Annotated in this window: 14 protein-coding genes; 5 read left to right on the top strand and 9 right to left on the bottom strand. The window is 68.9% G+C overall.

Annotation, left to right across the window (positions count from 1 at the left end; translation table 11 throughout):
• Nucleotides 1-97 precede the first annotated feature (97 nt).
• Nucleotides 98-1,405: a YbfB/YjiJ family MFS transporter gene (locus B7P44_RS07115; RefSeq protein ID WP_084902219.1), complete on the bottom strand. Its 1,308-nt coding sequence runs from the start codon at nt 1,403-1,405 to the stop codon at nt 98-100.
• A gap of 126 nt (nt 1,406-1,531) precedes the next feature.
• Between B7P44_RS07115 and B7P44_RS07110 the strand changes: the two genes are divergently transcribed.
• Nucleotides 1,532-2,446, top strand: coding sequence for a LysR family transcriptional regulator (locus B7P44_RS07110; RefSeq protein ID WP_084902216.1), 915 nt, complete (start codon nt 1,532-1,534; stop codon nt 2,444-2,446).
• A gap of 140 nt (nt 2,447-2,586) precedes the next feature.
• Here the strand turns inward: B7P44_RS07110 and alaS are convergent, their stop codons facing one another.
• Nucleotides 2,587-5,211: an alanine--tRNA ligase gene (alaS, locus tag B7P44_RS07105; protein ID WP_084902214.1), complete on the bottom strand. Its 2,625-nt coding sequence runs from the start codon at nt 5,209-5,211 to the stop codon at nt 2,587-2,589.
• Nucleotides 5,212-5,511: 300 nt separating this feature from the next.
• Between alaS and B7P44_RS07100 the strand changes: the two genes are divergently transcribed.
• Nucleotides 5,512-6,732 carry a CaiB/BaiF CoA transferase family protein gene (locus B7P44_RS07100; protein ID WP_084902212.1) on the top strand — a complete coding sequence of 407 codons (1,221 nt, stop codon included), beginning with the start codon at nt 5,512-5,514 and terminating at the stop codon, nt 6,730-6,732.
• A gap of 42 nt (nt 6,733-6,774) precedes the next feature.
• Here B7P44_RS07100 and B7P44_RS07095 read toward each other — a convergent pair whose 3' ends face one another.
• From B7P44_RS07095 to B7P44_RS07085, 3 genes are all read right to left on the bottom strand, one after another.
• The gene (locus B7P44_RS07095; RefSeq protein WP_231716664.1) at nt 6,775-7,356 is read right to left on the bottom strand and encodes a hypothetical protein; all 582 of its coding nucleotides are present in this window, start codon (nt 7,354-7,356) and stop codon (nt 6,775-6,777) included.
• Nucleotides 7,353-7,691 carry a L,D-transpeptidase gene (locus tag B7P44_RS37450; protein WP_231716663.1) on the bottom strand — a complete coding sequence of 113 codons (339 nt, stop codon included), beginning with the start codon at nt 7,689-7,691 and terminating at the stop codon, nt 7,353-7,355. The genes B7P44_RS07095 and B7P44_RS37450 overlap by 4 nt, the downstream gene beginning before the upstream one ends.
• Nucleotides 7,692-7,973: 282 nt before the next feature.
• Complete coding sequence (locus B7P44_RS07085; protein ID WP_084902203.1) at nt 7,974-8,528, bottom strand: RBBP9/YdeN family alpha/beta hydrolase; 555 nt, start codon at nt 8,526-8,528, stop codon at nt 7,974-7,976.
• A gap of 189 nt (nt 8,529-8,717) precedes the next feature.
• Between B7P44_RS07085 and B7P44_RS07080 the strand changes: the two genes are divergently transcribed.
• Nucleotides 8,718-9,530: a hypothetical protein gene (locus B7P44_RS07080; RefSeq protein ID WP_084902200.1), complete on the top strand. Its 813-nt coding sequence runs from the start codon at nt 8,718-8,720 to the stop codon at nt 9,528-9,530.
• Nucleotides 9,531-9,721: 191 nt separating this feature from the next.
• Here the strand turns inward: B7P44_RS07080 and B7P44_RS07075 are convergent, their stop codons facing one another.
• Entirely contained in the window at nt 9,722-9,931 is a 210-nt protein-coding gene (locus B7P44_RS07075; protein ID WP_084902198.1) for an ornithine acetyltransferase, read from the bottom strand.
• Nucleotides 9,932-10,193: 262 nt separating this feature from the next.
• On the opposite strand from B7P44_RS07075, the gene B7P44_RS07070 reads away from it, so the two are divergent.
• A complete protein-coding gene (locus B7P44_RS07070; protein WP_084902196.1) occupies nt 10,194-11,903 on the top strand; it encodes a glutamine--tRNA ligase/YqeY domain fusion protein in 1,710 nt (569 codons plus the stop codon).
• A 99-nt stretch (nt 11,904-12,002) separates the two neighbouring features.
• On the opposite strand, the gene B7P44_RS07065 is transcribed toward B7P44_RS07070, so the two are convergent.
• The 3 genes from B7P44_RS07065 to B7P44_RS07055 form a co-directional block, all read right to left on the bottom strand.
• Nucleotides 12,003-12,473: an NUDIX hydrolase gene (locus B7P44_RS07065; protein WP_084902194.1), complete on the bottom strand. Its 471-nt coding sequence runs from the start codon at nt 12,471-12,473 to the stop codon at nt 12,003-12,005.
• 11 nt (nt 12,474-12,484) lie between these two features.
• Entirely contained in the window at nt 12,485-12,871 is a 387-nt protein-coding gene (locus B7P44_RS07060) for an RT0821/Lpp0805 family surface protein (RefSeq protein ID WP_084902190.1), read from the bottom strand.
• A 101-nt stretch (nt 12,872-12,972) separates the two neighbouring features.
• Complete coding sequence (locus B7P44_RS07055; protein ID WP_084902187.1) at nt 12,973-14,322, bottom strand: cytochrome-c peroxidase; 1,350 nt, start codon at nt 14,320-14,322, stop codon at nt 12,973-12,975.
• 217 nt (nt 14,323-14,539) lie between these two features.
• Between B7P44_RS07055 and B7P44_RS07050 the strand changes: the two genes are divergently transcribed.
• Nucleotides 14,540-16,126 carry an acid phosphatase gene (locus B7P44_RS07050; protein WP_084902184.1) on the top strand — a complete coding sequence of 529 codons (1,587 nt, stop codon included), beginning with the start codon at nt 14,540-14,542 and terminating at the stop codon, nt 16,124-16,126.
• The last annotated feature ends 11 nt before the right edge of the window (nt 16,127-16,137 follow it).

Here is a 16,137-nt window from a genome sequence, read left to right as displayed (position 1 = left end):
GAGGCCGCCCGCAGGCGGCCCGCGCGCCCGCTCGGCGCGGGAAAGGCTTCATTCTAGCGAGTTTGCCCGCGCCGCAGAGGATCTGGCCCCAGCCGCGTCAGGGTTGTCCGCCGCGCCGGACCGTGCGGGTTCGCGCTTCGCGAACGTAGCGAGCCACGGGCGACGGCGGCGCGGCGCTCAGGCCCGCCGCGCGAAATGCGCGCATCGCAAACCCGGCGGCGCCGACCATGAGCGCGCCCGCTGCGATCCACAGCACCGGCGTGAACGACCCGCTCTGCGCGACCAGCGGCGCCGCCACGAGCGGCCCCGCGATCTGCCCGACCCCGTACGACGCGGTCGTGTAGCCCATCAGCCCCGCCGCGCGCTCGCCGCGCAGGCGCCTCGCCTCGCGCATCGCGAACAGCGTGATCGCGGTAAACGGCAGGCCGAGCAGCACGCTGCCGAGCGAGAAGCCCGCCGCGTTCGGCCAGACGATCCCGGCGGCGATGCCGAGCGCCTGCGTCACGCAACCGCCGGCGAGCAGCAGCCGGTTGTCCCAGTGCGCGGGCAGCCGCGCGGCGGCGATCACGCCGACGATCAGCGCGCCGCCGAACATCGGCCAGAACAGGTCCGGCCACGGCGAGCCGGCCGGCAGCGCCGCGCGCGCGATCACCGGCAGGAACGTCGCGGTGATGATGTAGCCGAAGCCCGGCATCGCGTACAGCGCGACGAGCCAGGCCGCGTCTGCGCGATGCGGCCCCGCGGCGGCCGGCGCGGGATGGGCCGGTGCATGCGGCGACGCGGCCGGCGGCATGGTCGGCGCGGCGCCGCCGAACGTGCGCCAGATCGCGGCCGACAGCACGGCCGACAGCGCCGCGAAGCCGAGCCAGCCCCACGCCGCGCGCTGGCCGGCCAACGCGCTGCCGATCAGCCCCGTCAGCACGATGCCGACGCCGGGGCCCGCGTAGATCACGCCGCTCCATTCCGGCGCGTGCAGCTCGGCGAGCCGCCGCAGCCCCCATTGCGACACGAACACGAACGTCCACGCGCTCACGGCGCCCGCGACGAACCGCACCACGAGCCACACCGGCAGCAGGTGGCCGACGCCCATCGCGGCGGTCAGCAGCACGGTCGCCGCGAGCCCGAAGCGGATCATGCGCGCCGGCGCGATGCGCAGCGCCGCGCAACTGACCGCGCCGACGAAATAGCCCGCGTAGTTCGCCGACGCGAGCCAGCCGCCCGCCTTCAGGCCGATCGAGCCGTCGGCGAGCATCAGCGGCAGCAGCGGCGTGAACGCGAAGCGGCCGACGCCGAGCGCGACGGCGAAGCCGATCATGCAGGCCAGCGCGGCGGCGCGGGCGCGGCGGTCGGCGTCGGGGGTCGGAAACGCCTGGGCGGCGGCGAGCGGAAGGTCGGAACGAGACATGGCGGCAAGGTGCGCCGGCGCACGATGCGCCGGCCGGAACGGGATTCAGGATGCATCGATCGTAGCTTGACCAATCCTTCTCGAAAAATGAATAATTCAGAATCAATCCATCGCACGGAGAGAATCATGGATCTGGCGGCGCTGGCGATTTTCCGGGCCGTCGTGCGCGAAAACGGCGTGACGCGCGCGGCGGCGAAGCTCAATCGCGTGCAGTCGAACGTCACGACGCGCATCAAGCAGCTCGAGGAAGAACTCGGCGCGGCGCTGTTCGTGCGGGACGGCCGGCGGCTCGTGCTGACGCCGGCCGGACAGACGCTGCTGCCATATGCGGAGCGCCTGCTCGCGCTCGCCGACGAGGCGCGTGACGCGGTGCGCGAGGACACGCCTCGCGGACGGCTGCGGCTTGGCACAATGGAAAGCACGGCCGCGAGCCGCCTGCCGACCGTGCTCGCCCGCTATCACCATGCGTGGCCCGACGTGTCGCTCGAGCTCGTGACGGGCACGACGGGCTGGCTGATCGGAAAAGTGCGCGACTTCGAGATCGATGCGGCGCTGTTCGCGCGCCCGCCCGCGCCGGATGTGCTGCCCGACACGTTCGAGGCGGTGCCCGTGTTCCGCGAGGATCTGGTGCTGCTGACGCCGCGCGGTCATCCGCCGGTGCGCACGCCGCGCGACGTGATCCTGCCGACGCTGATCGCGTTCGAGCGCGGCTGCACATACCGCAAATACGTCGAGCAATGGTATGCGGCGCACGGGATGAAGCCGGCACGCGTGCTCGAACTCGGCTCGTACCACGCGATCGTCGCGTGCGTCGCGGCCGGCGCGGGCATCGCGGTCGCGCCGCGTTCGGTGCTCGACCTGCAGCCCGAGACCGGCAACGTCGCCGCGCATGCGATTCCGGAGTTCGAAGGGATCGACACGCTGCTCGCGTGGCGGCAGGGTTATGCGTCGGCGGCGCTTGCCGCGCTGCGCGATGCGCTGGGCGCGGCGGCATGGCAGCCGGGCGACGCGAAAGAGCCGCGCGTGGCACTGCCGGCCTGACGCGATCCGCCCCGCCCGGCGTAAACGCAAAACGACCCGACCGGCACATCTGCCGATCGGGCCGCTTCATGCGATCCCTGAAGAACCGCGCCGCATCGGACCGCGCGCCGCCCTCACGAGCGCCGCGCCGCCCAGGCCGATCAGAGCCGCTCTTCGACCCAGCCCTTGACGCCCGCGAGCGCCGCCGGCAGGTTCGCCGGCTCGGTGCCGCCCGCCTGCGCCATGTCCGGACGGCCGCCGCCCTTGCCGCCGACCTGCTGCGCGACGAAGTTCACGAGCTCGCCGGCCTTGACCTTCTTGCTCGCGTCCGCCGTGACGCCCGCGATCAGGCTGACCTTGCCGCCTTCGACCGCCGCGAGCACGATCGCCGCGCTCTTCAGCTTGTCCTTCAGCTTGTCGACGGTCTCGCGCAGCGTCTTCGCGTCCGCGCCGTCCAGCGTCGCGGCCAGCACGTGCACGCCGCCGACTTCGACTGCCTGCAGCGCGAGCTCGTCGCCCTGGCTCGATGCGAGCTTCGACTTCAGCGCGCCCAGTTCCTTCTCGAGCGACTTCACTTGGTCCTGCACCTGCGCGATGCGCTGCGTCAGTTCCGACGGCTGCGCCTTCAGTGCCGCCGCCGCTTCGTTCACGCGCGCGTCGAGGTCCTGCACGTAGCGCACCGCGTTGTCGCCGGTGATCGCCTCGACGCGGCGGATGCCGGCCGCGACGCCGCCTTCGACGACGATCTTGAAGAAGCCGATGTCGCCCGTGCGGCTCACGTGCGTGCCGCCGCACAGTTCGCGCGAGAAGCCGAGGTCGAGCACGCGGACTTCATCGCCGTACTTCTCGCCGAACAGCGCCATCGCGCCGCCCTTCACCGCTTCGTCGTACGGCATCACGCGCACGATGCCCGGCGCGTTCGCGAGGATCTCGTCGTTGACGATCCGCTCGACGCGACGGATCTCGTCGTCGGTCAGCGGCGCGTTGTGCGCGAAGTCGAAGCGGGTCTTGTCCGCGTCGACGAGCGAACCCTTCTGCTGCACGTGCGCGCCGAGCACCTCGCGCAGCGCCTTGTGCATCAGGTGGGTGGCCGAGTGGTTGCGCTGGGTGCGCGCGCGGCGGTGCGCGTCGATCTCGGCGCGCAGCACGTCGCCGACCTTAAGCAGGCCCTGCTCCAGCGTGCCGTGGTGGCCGATCACGTCGGCCTGCACCTTCAGCGTATCGCCGACCGCGAAGCGCGTCGACGCATTCGCGAGCACGCCCTGGTCGCCGACCTGGCCGCCCGATTCCGCGTAGAACGGCGTGTGGTCGAGCACGACCACCGCATCCTGGCCGGTCTTCACTTCGGTCACCGACGAACCGTCGACGTACAGCGCGACGACCTTCGCGTCGTCGAACGCAATCTCTTCGTAGCCGTGGAAGGTCGTCTTCGCGCCCGCGTATTCGAGGCCCTGCGTGGCCTTGAACTTGCCGGCCGCACGCGCCTGCTCGCGCTGGCGCGCCATCGCGTCGTCGAACGCCGGCTCGTCGACCGTCATGCCGCGCTCGCGGCACACGTCGGCCGTGAGGTCGAGCGGGAAGCCATACGTGTCGTGCAGCTTGAACGCGAGTTCGCCGTCGAGCACCTTGCCGCCCTTCGCCTCGACTTCGGCCAGCGCGGCCTCGAGGATCGACATCCCGTGCTCGATCGTCTCGAAGAAGCGCTCCTCTTCCTGGCGCAGCACGTCGGTCACGCGCTGCTCGGCTTCCTTCAGCTCCGGATACGCGACACCCATCTCGGCGACGAGGTCGGCCACCAGCTTGTGGAAGAACGAACCCTTGCGGCCGAGCTTGTAGCCGTGGCGGATCGCGCGGCGCACGATGCGGCGCAGCACGTAGCCGCGGCCTTCGTTGCCGGGAATCACGCCGTCGACGATCAGGAACGAGCACGCGCGGATGTGATCGGCGATCACCTTCAGCGAGTTGTTGGTGAGATCGCTGATGTCGGTCACGCGCGCGGCGGCCTTGATCAGGTTCTGGAACAGGTCGATCTCGTAGTTGCTGTGCACGTGCTGCAGCACCGCGGCGAGGCGCTCGAGGCCCATGCCGGTGTCGACGGACTGCTTCGGCAGGCGCGTCATGTTGCCCTGCGCGTCGCGGTTGAACTGCATGAACACGAGGTTCCAGATCTCGATGTAGCGGTCGCCGTCTTCTTCGGCCGACCCCGGGGGGCCGCCCCACACGTCCGGGCCGTGATCGTAGAAGATCTCGGTGCACGGGCCGCACGGGCCCGTGTCGCCCATCGTCCAGAAGTTGTCCGACGCGTAGCGCGCGCCCTTGTTGTCGCCGATCCGGATGATGCGCTCGGTCGGCACGCCGACTTCCTTCGCCCAGATGTCGTACGCCTCGTCGTCTTCCTGGTAGACGGTGACCCACAGCTTTTCCTTCGGCAGCTGGTAGACCGTCGTCAGCAGCTCCCACGCGAACTTGATCGCGTCATGCTTGAAGTAGTCGCCGAACGAGAAGTTGCCGAGCATCTCGAAGAACGTGTGGTGGCGCGCCGTGTAGCCGACGTTCTCGAGGTCGTTGTGCTTGCCGCCCGCGCGCACGCTGCGCTGCGCCGTCGTGGCGCGCGAATACGGGCGCCGGTCCGTGCCGAGAAAGACGTCCTTGAACTGGACCATGCCCGAATTCGTGAACATCAGCGTGGGGTCGTTACCGGGCACGAGGCTCGACGAGCGGACGATCGTGTGGCCCTTCGATTCGAAGAATTTGAGGAATTTCTCGCGGATTTCGGCAGCTTTCATGGCGTGCGGGGACGGTCTGGCTAAGACGCTTCAAACGCCGTGCGGCCCTCGCGGGCGCACGGCGGCAGGTTTCTGAAACGATCGATTATACGGGATAGATCCGGGTGCGCGGCCGGCGGGCCAGGGCGGCGCCCGTTCCGTCAGACTTGAAGCCGGTTTCAGCCCGCTTTCGTCCCGTTTCCGCCCCGGCCGCGGGGCCGCCGCGCCACCCGCGCGCGATTCATCTTAAGATGCTCGCCATGCCGCTCGCCTTGCCCGCGCCGCGCGGCACGGCCAAGCCATAAAGGAGACGAATCGACGATGGGTGCCCTGAGCCATATCCGCGTGCTGGACCTGACCCGTGTGCTCGCGGGCCCGTGGTGCGCGCAGACGCTTGCCGACTTCGGCGCCGACGTGATCAAGGTCGAGCGCCCGGGCGCCGGCGACGACACGCGCCACTGGGGGCCGCCGTACCTGAAGGACGCGAACGGCGAGGACACCGCCGAGGCCGCCTACTACCTCGCCGCGAACCGCAACAAGCGCTCGGTCACGGTCGACATCGCGACGCCCGAAGGCCAGCGAATCGTCCGCGAGCTCGCCGCGCAGAGCGACGTCGTGCTGGAAAACTACAAGGTCGGCCAGTTGAAGAAATACGGGCTCGACTACGACTCGCTGCGCGCGGTGAAGCCCGACCTCGTCTACTGCTCGGTCACGGGCTTCGGCCAGACCGGCCCGTATGCGCACCGCGCGGGCTACGACTTCATCATCCAGGGGATCGGCGGGTTCATGAGCATCACCGGCGAGCGCGACAGCGAGCCCGGCGGCGGCCCGCAGAAGGCCGGCGTCGCGATCTCCGACCTCGCGACGGGCCTCTATTCGACGATCGCGGTGCTCGCCGCGCTCGCGCATCGCGACCGGACGGGCGAAGGCCAGTACATCGACATGGCGCTGCTCGACGTGCAGGTCGCGCTGCTCGCGAACATGAACACCAACTTCCTCGCGAGCGGCAAGCCGCCCGTGCGCTGGGGCAACGCGCATCCGAACATCGTGCCTTACCAGACGTTCCAGACGAGCGACGGCTGGATCATCGTCGCGGTCGGCAACGACGGGCAGTTCCGCAAGTTCGTCGAGTCCGGCGGCCGCCCCGAGCTCGCCGACGACGAGCGCTTCGCGACCAATCCCGCGCGGGTGCGCCACCGCGACACGCTGGTGCCGATCCTCGCGGACATGGTGAGGACGCTCGACAAGGACGCGTGGATCGCGGCGCTCGAGGCGGCCGGCGTGCCGTGCGGGCCGATCAACGATCTGGAGGAAGTGTTCGCCAACGAGCAGGTGGTCGCGCGCGGCATGCAGGTCGAGCTGCCGCACCCGTGCGGCGCGAACGTGAAGCTCGTGCGCAATCCGATCCGGATGAGCGCCACGCCGCCCGACGCGCGCTCGGCCCCGCCGCTGCTCGGCGCGCAGACCGACGCCGTGCTGCGCGAACTGCTCGGCTACGACGACGAACAGATCGCGGCGCTGAAGGCGAAGCAGGCGATTTGAGCGGCGCGGCTGCGGCCGGAACGGGGGGCGCCCGCCGTCCGGTCAGCGCCGGGCCAGCGTATCGCAGCCGCCGGCCAGCGTCGCAAGCGCCGCGCGCGATGGCGAACGCACGACTGCCGCGTAACCACCGTGCCCGGCCGACAGACTGTCGACGGTGACGGCGACCGCGTCCGAATCCGCCGCGGCCAGGAAGACGAGCGACGGCGGCGGCTCGGACGCAATGCGATCACGGATATCCAGCCGCCCGATCTGCCGTGGAAATCCGCGCGCGAGGTCGGCCGGATCGACCTGTCGTTGCGCGACGATCGTCGAAAAGGACTCAAGATGCGCGGCCAGATCCGCCAACGCCACGCATTGCCGGGGGGCACGGCCGTCCGCATAAGTCACCTGCACGGCGAACCGCGCCGCGGGCTGTGAGCGCTGCGCGGTCAGCGTCAGCGCGGCGGTCGTATAGGTCAGCGCCATCACCTCGTCGGGCAGCACGCCGAACAACTCGGTGCCGGGATCGATCCGTATGCGGCTGTCGGTCCAGTCGGCGACGCTGCGCCAGCCGAAGCCAGCGAGCACACCGACCAGCATCGCCAGACACGGGATCGCGAATCGCGTTGCCGATGCGATCTTCACGATACCTGCACCACGGTTCCCATCGGAGCCCACTCGTACAGTCGTTTCGCATCGGCCTCGGCCAGGCGTACGCAGCCGTGTGATCCGAACCAGTCGCTGACGGTATTGCGCGCCATTCTCACGAGCGAGAGCGGCATCGGCCCGTGGTACTGGTGAAGCGCTTTGCCGTCTCCCGTGAAGAACATCGCGTAATCCATTTGCACGTTATAGGCACGGCTGCGATAGGACGGGTATTTCCGCATGATGCGGAAGGCACCACGATCGGTCGGATGCTCACTGTCTCCAGTCACACAATCGAAGCGGAACACCCTCGCCGCCCCGTCGAACGCCTCCACTCTCTGACTTGAGAGGTCGACGACGATTCTTTTCCACCGACCTGTTGATTCCGCCTTGAGCCGCTCGACATGGCCCCCTCCTTCCGATCGAATTGAATAGGCCGTGACTTTACCGGCCCGGCCGATCACAAAGTTATGGGGTTCGTCACAAAGTGCAGTCGGTTGCGCGTCGCGCCCAAGACAATCGTACGGGCAGCAAGGCGCACGTCGCGCCGCGACGCATCGCATGAAATTCGCGCTTGGTTAAAAAAGGTGTCCGATTCGATGAACCACGACCGGCGGTCAGTCCGTCGTCCCCATCGCGTCGAGCCAGCCGCGCGCTTCCGGCCAGTCGCCGAGCCCACTGTCCGCGTTGATGTGGCCGCGCGGGCCGATGTCGTGAAAGTCGCTGCCCCACGCGTTCGCGCACGCACGCGCGAACGCCGGCGCGCCGTACGGATCGTCGCGACTCGCGACCACCCGGGTCGGAAACGGCAGCCGCTCGCGCGGCACCGGCCCGAAGCCGTGCGCGTCGGTCGGAAACGCCGGCCCGGCCGGATCGGGCAGCGCGACGAGCAGCGCGCCCCTGACCTTCGCGAGCGCGGCCGGACGCGCATAGCGCGTCGCCCACCACGCCGTCGTCAGCGTGCCGAGGCTGTGCGCGGCGATCAGCACCGGCGCGCGCGCCGCCTCGACCGCGCGATCGAGCGCGCGACACCATCCGTTGCGGAATGCGCGGTCCCAGTCGGGCATCGCGACGCGCACGAAGCGCGCGTCATCGCGCTCCCAGCGACTCTGCCAGTGCAGCGGGCCGGAATTGCCATAGCCCGGCAGCACGAATACGAGGGGTTGAGTCATGCGGGGGTCCTTTGACATGCGATGGGGCAGGTGAAATATCGGTCGAGTGTCGCACATCCGACTCGCCCGGAAGTGCCGGCCGACAGGACCGCCGGCGCGCGGCGTGCGAACCGGCGGTCCTGACACCGCCGCGTCATGCCGCAGCCCTATAAACAAGCCTCTCCCGCCCATTCCCTGTCGAGGTACCCGATGTCGTCGCGCCGCACGTTCCTTCTGTCCACGTCCACCGCCGCCGCGCTGCCGCTCGTCAGCGCCGCGCTGAGCGCGTGCGGGGACAGTTTCGCCGATTCCCCGACCTCAGTGTCGGACGCCGAACTGACACGCCAGATGGTCGGCAAGCTGACGGCCGAGCTCGGCGACGCGTCGACGGCGGGCACGGTCTCGCCCTATCTGATGGACATCGGCTTCACGTGGGATCTGCCGACGATCCCCGCAGCGCAGATCGACCGCATCGTCGCGTACAGCTTCGGCAACCGTGCGAACGCGGCGAGCGGCAACACGCCCGTCGGCGGCGGCAACCAGGTGGCGCTGCCCGACCCGGGCCCCGTCAACGAGGCGCTCGCCGACACCGTGTACCAGATTCGCCAGCTCAAGTCCGTGAAGGTCTACGCGCAGTGGGAAATCGCGCGCTTTCTCGCATCGAAGTACCAGATGACCAACGTGCAGTCGATCGAGCCTGTCGTCGCGAAGGACGGCACGATCACCTACCTCAGCACCGACGGCGTGGCGGCCGCGATCGTCTCGCTCGAAGGCAGCGCGGCGGCGATGGGGAACGTCGGCGTCGTCGGCCATCGCGACCACGCGAAACGCTGCATCCAGACGTCGCGGGCGCGCGGAATGACGGCTGCCGCCGTCGCCGAGGTGCCGCTGCCGCTGCAATACGACGCGCAGTCGGGACAGGCGTGGACACGCCGCCGCGACCTGTACCTCGTGCACGACATGTACGCGCAGTTCACGGCGCTGCGCGCCAAGCTGATCGCCGCCGCCTACCCGAACGGCTGACGCGACGGGCCGGCGTTGCCATGGCCGGCAGCACGAATACGAGGGGGGGTCGTTCAGGCGGAGGACCGTCGCTCACTGAAGCATGGTTGTGATGGGTCGACGGCGTGTCGCACATCCGTTCCTCCCTGAAGCTGCCCGTCAATATTCAGACCATCGGAAGGATGTGCGACGGCGGCGGCTCGCGCCGCCGGTCAGCGCACGTTGGCGCCGACGATGCCGCCCGCCGCGGCGCCCGCGACCGTGCCGATCGGGCCGCCGGTGATCAGGTAGCCAAGCGCGCCGCCCGCGGCCGCGCCGATGCCGGCATTGCGCTGCGTATGCGTCATCGCGCAAGCGCCGAGCTGGGACAGGGCCGCGACGATCACTGCGGTGCGAACGAGAAAGGTGGTTTTCTTCATGATTGTTCAGTTCCTCCCGCCGCGCAAAGAGCGCTACGGCGGCATTGAATCGGTGCTGCAATCATAGAAAACGCCGAATGCCGCGGGCAATCCGATTTACGTCGTGTTACAGCAGACACACTGTCGAGATAATGTGCGGCCGCGCCATCCGCGCGCGCCGGCCCCGCACAAGGTGCGCGGGCCGCACCCCGCTCAGGTAGAATTGCAAGATTAAGCAAGATTAAACCGGCGCGGCGCGCGCCGATCCAAACCTGACTCCATCCGCATGAGCACCGAACGCAACGACGCCCCCGCGGCTTCCAATTTCATCCGCAACATCATCGACGACGACAACCGCACCGGCAAATGGGGCAGCCGCGTCGAAACGCGCTTCCCGCCCGAGCCGAACGGCTACCTTCACATCGGTCACGCGAAGAGCATCTGCCTGAACTTCAGCGTCGCGCGCGACTACGGCGGCGTGTGCCACCTGCGCTTCGACGACACGAACCCGGAAAAGGAAAGCGTCGAATACGTCGACTCGATCGTCGACGCGGTGCGCTGGCTCGGCTTCGACTGGCGCAAGGACGCGGTCGACCACCAGTACTTCGCGAGCGACTACTACGACAAGCTCTATGAATTCGCCGAGCTGCTGATCAAGCGCGGCAAGGCCTACGTCGACAGCCAGAGCGCGGAAGAGATGCGCGCGAACCGCGGCTCGCTGACCGAAGGCGGCAAGCCGTCGCCGTATCGCGAGCGCACGCCCGACGAGAACCTCGACCTGTTCCGCCGGATGAAGGCCGGCGAGTTCCAGGAAGGCGAGCACGTGCTGCGCGCGAAGATCGACATGGCTTCGCCGAACATGAACATGCGCGACCCGGTGATCTACCGGATCCGCTATGCGCACCACTACCGCACCGGCGACGCGTGGTGCGTGTATCCGATGTACGACTACACGCACTGCATCTCGGACGCGCTCGAAGGCATCACGCATTCGCTGTGCACGCTCGAGTTCGAGGATCACCGCCCGCTGTACGACTGGGTGCTGAACGAACTGGCCGACGCCGGCGTGTTCACCCGCCCGCTGCCGCAGCAGATCGAATTCTCGCGGCTGAACCTCACGTACGCGATCACGAGCAAGCGCAAGCTGCTGCAGCTCGTCACCGAAGGCCACGTCGACGGCTGGGACGACCCGCGGATGCCGACGATCGTCGGCGTGCGCCGCCGCGGCTTCACGCCGGAGAGCATCCACCTGTTCTGCGAGCGGATCGGCGTGACCAAGGTCGATTCGTGGATCGACATGAGCGTGTTCGAAGGCGCGCTGCGCGACGACCTCGACGAGAAGGCGGCGCGCACGGTCGCGGTGCTCGACCCGCTGAAGCTCGTGATCGACAACTATCCGGAAGACCTGGAAGAAGCGTGCACGGCGCCCGTGCATCCGCACCATCCGGAACGCGGCCTGCGCACGTTCCCGATCTCGCGCGAGCTGTGGATCGAGCGCGAGGACTTCGTCGAGAATCCGCCGAAGGGCTATTTCCGCCTGTTCCCGGGCAACAAGGTGCGGCTGCGCTACGGCTACGTGATCGAGTGCACGGGCTTCGACAAGGATGCCGACGGCAACGTGACGGCCGTGCACTGCAACTACTTCCCGGACAGCAAGTCGGGCACCGAAGGCGCGAACAGCTACAAGGTGAAGGGCAACATCCACTGGGTCAGCGCGAAGCATGCGCAGCCGGCCGAAGTGCGGATCTACGATCGCCTGTTCAAGGAACCGCAGCCGGACGCGGGCGGCGCGAACTTCCTCGACGCGCTGAACCCGGATTCGAAGAAGATCGCGCACGCGTACGTCGAGCCGGGCGCCGGCGACGTCGCGCCGGAAACCCGCCTGCAGTTCGAGCGCCACGGCTACTTTGTTGCGGACCGCGTCGATTCGAAGCCGGGCAAGCCGGTGTTCAACCGGATCGTCGGGCTGCGCGACAGCTGGGGCAAGCCGGCCTGACGGCCCACCCGCCCCGCGAGGCGTGGCGCCACGCCGCCCTCGCGCGATCATGAAAAAACCCGGCTCGCGAGCCGGGTTTTTGTTTGTCCGCCGCCGCGCTTACGCGCGCGGCAGGCGCCGGTGCAGGTCCGCGAGCGACAGCGTCGTGCGGAACAGCCGCGCGAGGCTGCGGCTCGCATACGTGTCGACGTCGCCGGGCGCCGTCCAGCGATACGCATCCATCTCGGGGATCATCGTCCCGTCGCGCCGGCTCGGGAACAGCGACGTGCATACGCAGCGGGCCAGGTCCAGCTCGTCGTCGGCGACGCGCACCGCGAACAGGTGCAGGTCCTTTTCCTGGCGGTACGCGAAGCGGCCGAGCTCGACGAGCCGGTCCGGCGCGAGCGCGATCCCGGTTTCCTCGATCAGCTCGCGCAGCGCCGCCTGGATCGGCGCTTCACCGGGCTCGCCCTGCCCTTTCGGGATATCCCAGTGCGTCGTGTCCGTCGCGTGCGCGAGGAACACGCGCCCCACCCCGTCGAGAATCACGACGCCGCACGACACCGTGCGCGGCGCGTTGCCCGCTTTCATCGGCCCCGCGCTCAGCGCTTCTGCAGCTGCCACTTGCCCGCGGCGGTCTTGCAGTAGACGGGCTTGAGCGTCATCGTCTGGCCCTTCGCGGCGATCTCGGTCGCGATCTCGCGGCAGGTCTTGCCGTCCTTGTCGGACGTCGTGGGCGTGAGCTTCGCTTCGAGCTGCGTGCCGCCGCCGCTGTTCTGCCAGGTCGTGGTCTCGCCGTCCTTGCCTTCGTCGCGGGCCTGGTGCACGGCCTTCGCCAGCGATGCGGCGTCCGCCTTGCTGAAGTACGTGATCGGCGTGTCGTTCAGGAAACCGAGATTGCTTTGCGCCTGCGCCGGCAGCGCGGCGGCGACACACGCGGCGCCGGCCAGCAAGCGCGCGACGACGGAAAGGGATGCACGCATCGACATGTTGTTCTCCTTGGCTGATCGATCAAACCGCGCGGCGCAACGCTCGCCGCCCCGCGCGTCAGCCAGCGAGGATAGCATGCGCGCCCCGCCGGGCGCGCCGCTCAGCGTTTCGCCTGCGTCGCCGTGGCCTGATAGCCGTCGGTCAGCGTGTCCAGGAACGCGATCACGTCCTTGATCTCGGCCTCGTTCAGCGCCGGCTGGTCGCCCGGCTTGCGGTCGAACGGCGGCTCGTGGTTGATGTTGTCCCAGTAGCGCTTCGGCAGGTCGTCGAAGCGCTGCACCTTGCCGTGCACGACCGGGTAGAACTTCTCCGGATGGATGTCGCGCTCGACGTAGAACCGCATCACGTCCTCGAGCGAGTGGTAGACGCCGTTGTGGAAGAACGTCTTGCGCGTCGCGACGTTGCGCAGCGACGGCGTGCGGAACAGCCCGCAGAACTCGCCGCGCCCCTTCAGGTCGGTGCGCTCGGGCCCGCACGCGCCGAGGTCGTAGAAGCGCGGGTCGCGATTCACCGGCAGCGCGCGGTTGCGCGGCACGCCGATCGCGATCAGCCCGAAATCGCTGAACTGCGGCGGGCCGCCTTCGAGCGTGCGCTGGCTCAGGTGGCAGCTCGCGCAGTTGCCCTTCTTCTCGTCGTTGAACAGCTGCAGCCCGCGCAGCTCGGCGGGCGTGAGCTGCGCGCGGCCGGCCAAGTACGCGTCGTACTTGCTCGTGTACGGATCGAACAGCGCCGGCTGCTGCTGGAACGCGTCGAGCGCGCGCAGCACCGCGTCGAAGGTCGCGTGGTCGTCGGCGAGCACCTTGTCGCCGAACGCCTTGCGGAACGCGTCCGCATACGGCGCCGCGCGCACCGCCTTCGCGACCTTCGCGGGCGAGCTGCTCATCTCGAACGGCGACGTGAGCGGAATGCGCGCCTGCGCGTCGCGCGTGTCGACGCGGCCATCCCACGTCAGCCCGCCCGTCGGGCCCGCGTCGACGCTTTCGTCGCCCTCGTCGGGCGAATCGTGGAAGTGCTCGCTGAACGGCGGAATCCCGCGCAGATATTTAAGCGACGGCACCGCGCGGAACCCCGGGCGATGCATGTCGTCGCCGCCGAGCTGCACCGACAGCGCGTTCGGCGGCCCGAATGCATGCTCGGCGCTGTGGCACGACGCGCACGCGAGCTTGCCGGACCCCGACAGCGACGGGTCGACGAACAGCTGCTTGCCGAGCGCCGTCATCTGCTTCACGCCCTCGAACACCTGCGCGCGCGTCTGCGGCTGGCTGGCCGGCGCGACCGCGGGGGCCGCCGGCGCAGCCTGGGCGGCCGGCACGACGGACGCGACCGGCGCGCCCGCGCCGGGCCGCGCATCGCAGCCGGCGAGCGCCGCGAGCCCGGCGGCCAGCGCCAGCGCCGCCGCGGCATGGATCAACGATCGCGCGGACGCGAAGGATTTCGGATTGCTCTGCATCGTCGTTCTTCTTGTAGCGGTGGGAAATCGGCCGGAGCTTATGTCAGTTCCATGACCATTGCGTGACGTTCCACCGACAGTCAATTGAAAGCGCCCCTACACCCGCCTGTCAAATCGGTTCCAGATAATGCGCGCAGCCGGTCGGCGCCCGGAATTTCGCGCCGGCCCCCATACAACCCGGTTCCCACACGCGACAAACAACGAGAGAGAACACCGCATGAAGAAGCACGCCTGGATTCGCTACACGCCGATCGCCCTCGCGGCCGCGCTCAGCCTGACCGCCTGCGGCGGCGACGACGTCACGCAGCAGGGCCTGTCGGCCGTCAAGAACGTCGTCGTGATCTACGCGGAAAACCGCAGCTTCGACAACCTGTACGGCAACTTCCCGGGCGTGAACGGCCTGCAGAACGTGACGGCCGCGAACTCGGCGCAGAAGGATCGCGACGGCTCGACGATGGCGACGCTGCCGAAGGTCTGGGGCGGCCTGACCGCGACCGGCATCACGCCGGCGGTCACCGAGGCGATGACGGCGAACCTGCCGAACGCGCCGTTCGCGATCGACGATCCGAACGGCTTCAACCAGCCGATGAGCATCGCGACGCGCGACATCGTGCACCGCTTCTACCAGGACCAGATGCAGATCAACGGCGGCAAGAACGACATGTACGCCGCCTGGACCGACGCGGGCGGCCTGACGATGGGCCACTACACGCCGGACCCGTCGAAGCTGCCGCTGTGGAAGATCGCGCAGCAGTACGTGCTCGCCGACAACTTCTTCATGGGCGCGTTCGGCGGCTCGTTCCTGAACCACCAGTACCTGATCTGCGCCTGCGCGCCGCTCTACGCGAACGCGAACACGAGCCCGGCGGCCGGCAAGATCGCGGTCCTGAACGCGGACGGCAAGTCGCTGGCGGTCGCCGCGAACTCGCCCGCCTCCGCGCTGAGCGGCCCGCCGAAGTTCGTCAACGACGGCGCGATCACGCCGGACTTCTACGCGGTCAACACGATGCAGCCGCCGTACCAGCCGAGCGGCAACAAGGCGGCCACGGGCGGCGACCCGACGCTCGCCGACCCGGCCAACGCATCGACGATGCCGCCGCAGACGGCGACCAACATCGGCGACCTGCTGACCAACGCGAACGTGTCGTGGGCATGGTATGGCGGCGCGTGGGGCCAGGCGCTGCAGGCGAGCCAGAACGGCACGTCGAACGTGATCTACGGCGCCGACCTGTCGACGCCGAACTTCCAGCCGCACCACCAGCCGTTCAACTACTTCGCGAACCAGGCGCCGGGCACCGCGAGCCGCGCGCAGCACCTGCTCGACGGCGGCGCGAACGGCGCCGCGTTCATCCAGGCGATCGACGCGGGCACGCTGCCGGCGGTGACGTTCTACAAGCCGCAGGGCAACCTGAACGAGCACCCGGGCTATACGGACGTCACGTCGGGCGACCAGCACATCGCCGACATCATCTCGCACCTGCAGAAGAGCCCGCAGTGGAACAACATGGTCGTGGTCGTCACGTACGACGAGAACGGCGGCTTCTGGGATCACGCCGCGCCGCCGACCGGCGACCGCTGGGGCCCGGGCACGCGCATCCCGGCGCTGATCGTGTCGCCGTTCGCGAAGAAGGGCTTCGTCGACCACACGCAGTACGACACGGGCTCGATCCTGCGCTTCATCACGCGCCGCTACTCGCTGCCGCGCCTCGCCGGCCTGCAGCAGCGCGACGACGCGCTGAAGCAGAACGGCGCGCAGCCGATGGGCGACCTGACCAACGCGCTGCAACTGTCGCCGAACCTGTAACGGCGCAATCG

Origin of the sequence: Burkholderia ubonensis subsp. mesacidophila, assembly GCF_002097715.1 — a bacterium.
Lineage (GTDB): Bacteria > Pseudomonadota > Gammaproteobacteria > Burkholderiales > Burkholderiaceae > Burkholderia > Burkholderia mesacidophila.
The sequence above is the reverse complement of the archived record's forward strand: the minus strand, read 5'-3'. Positions and strand labels throughout refer to the sequence as shown.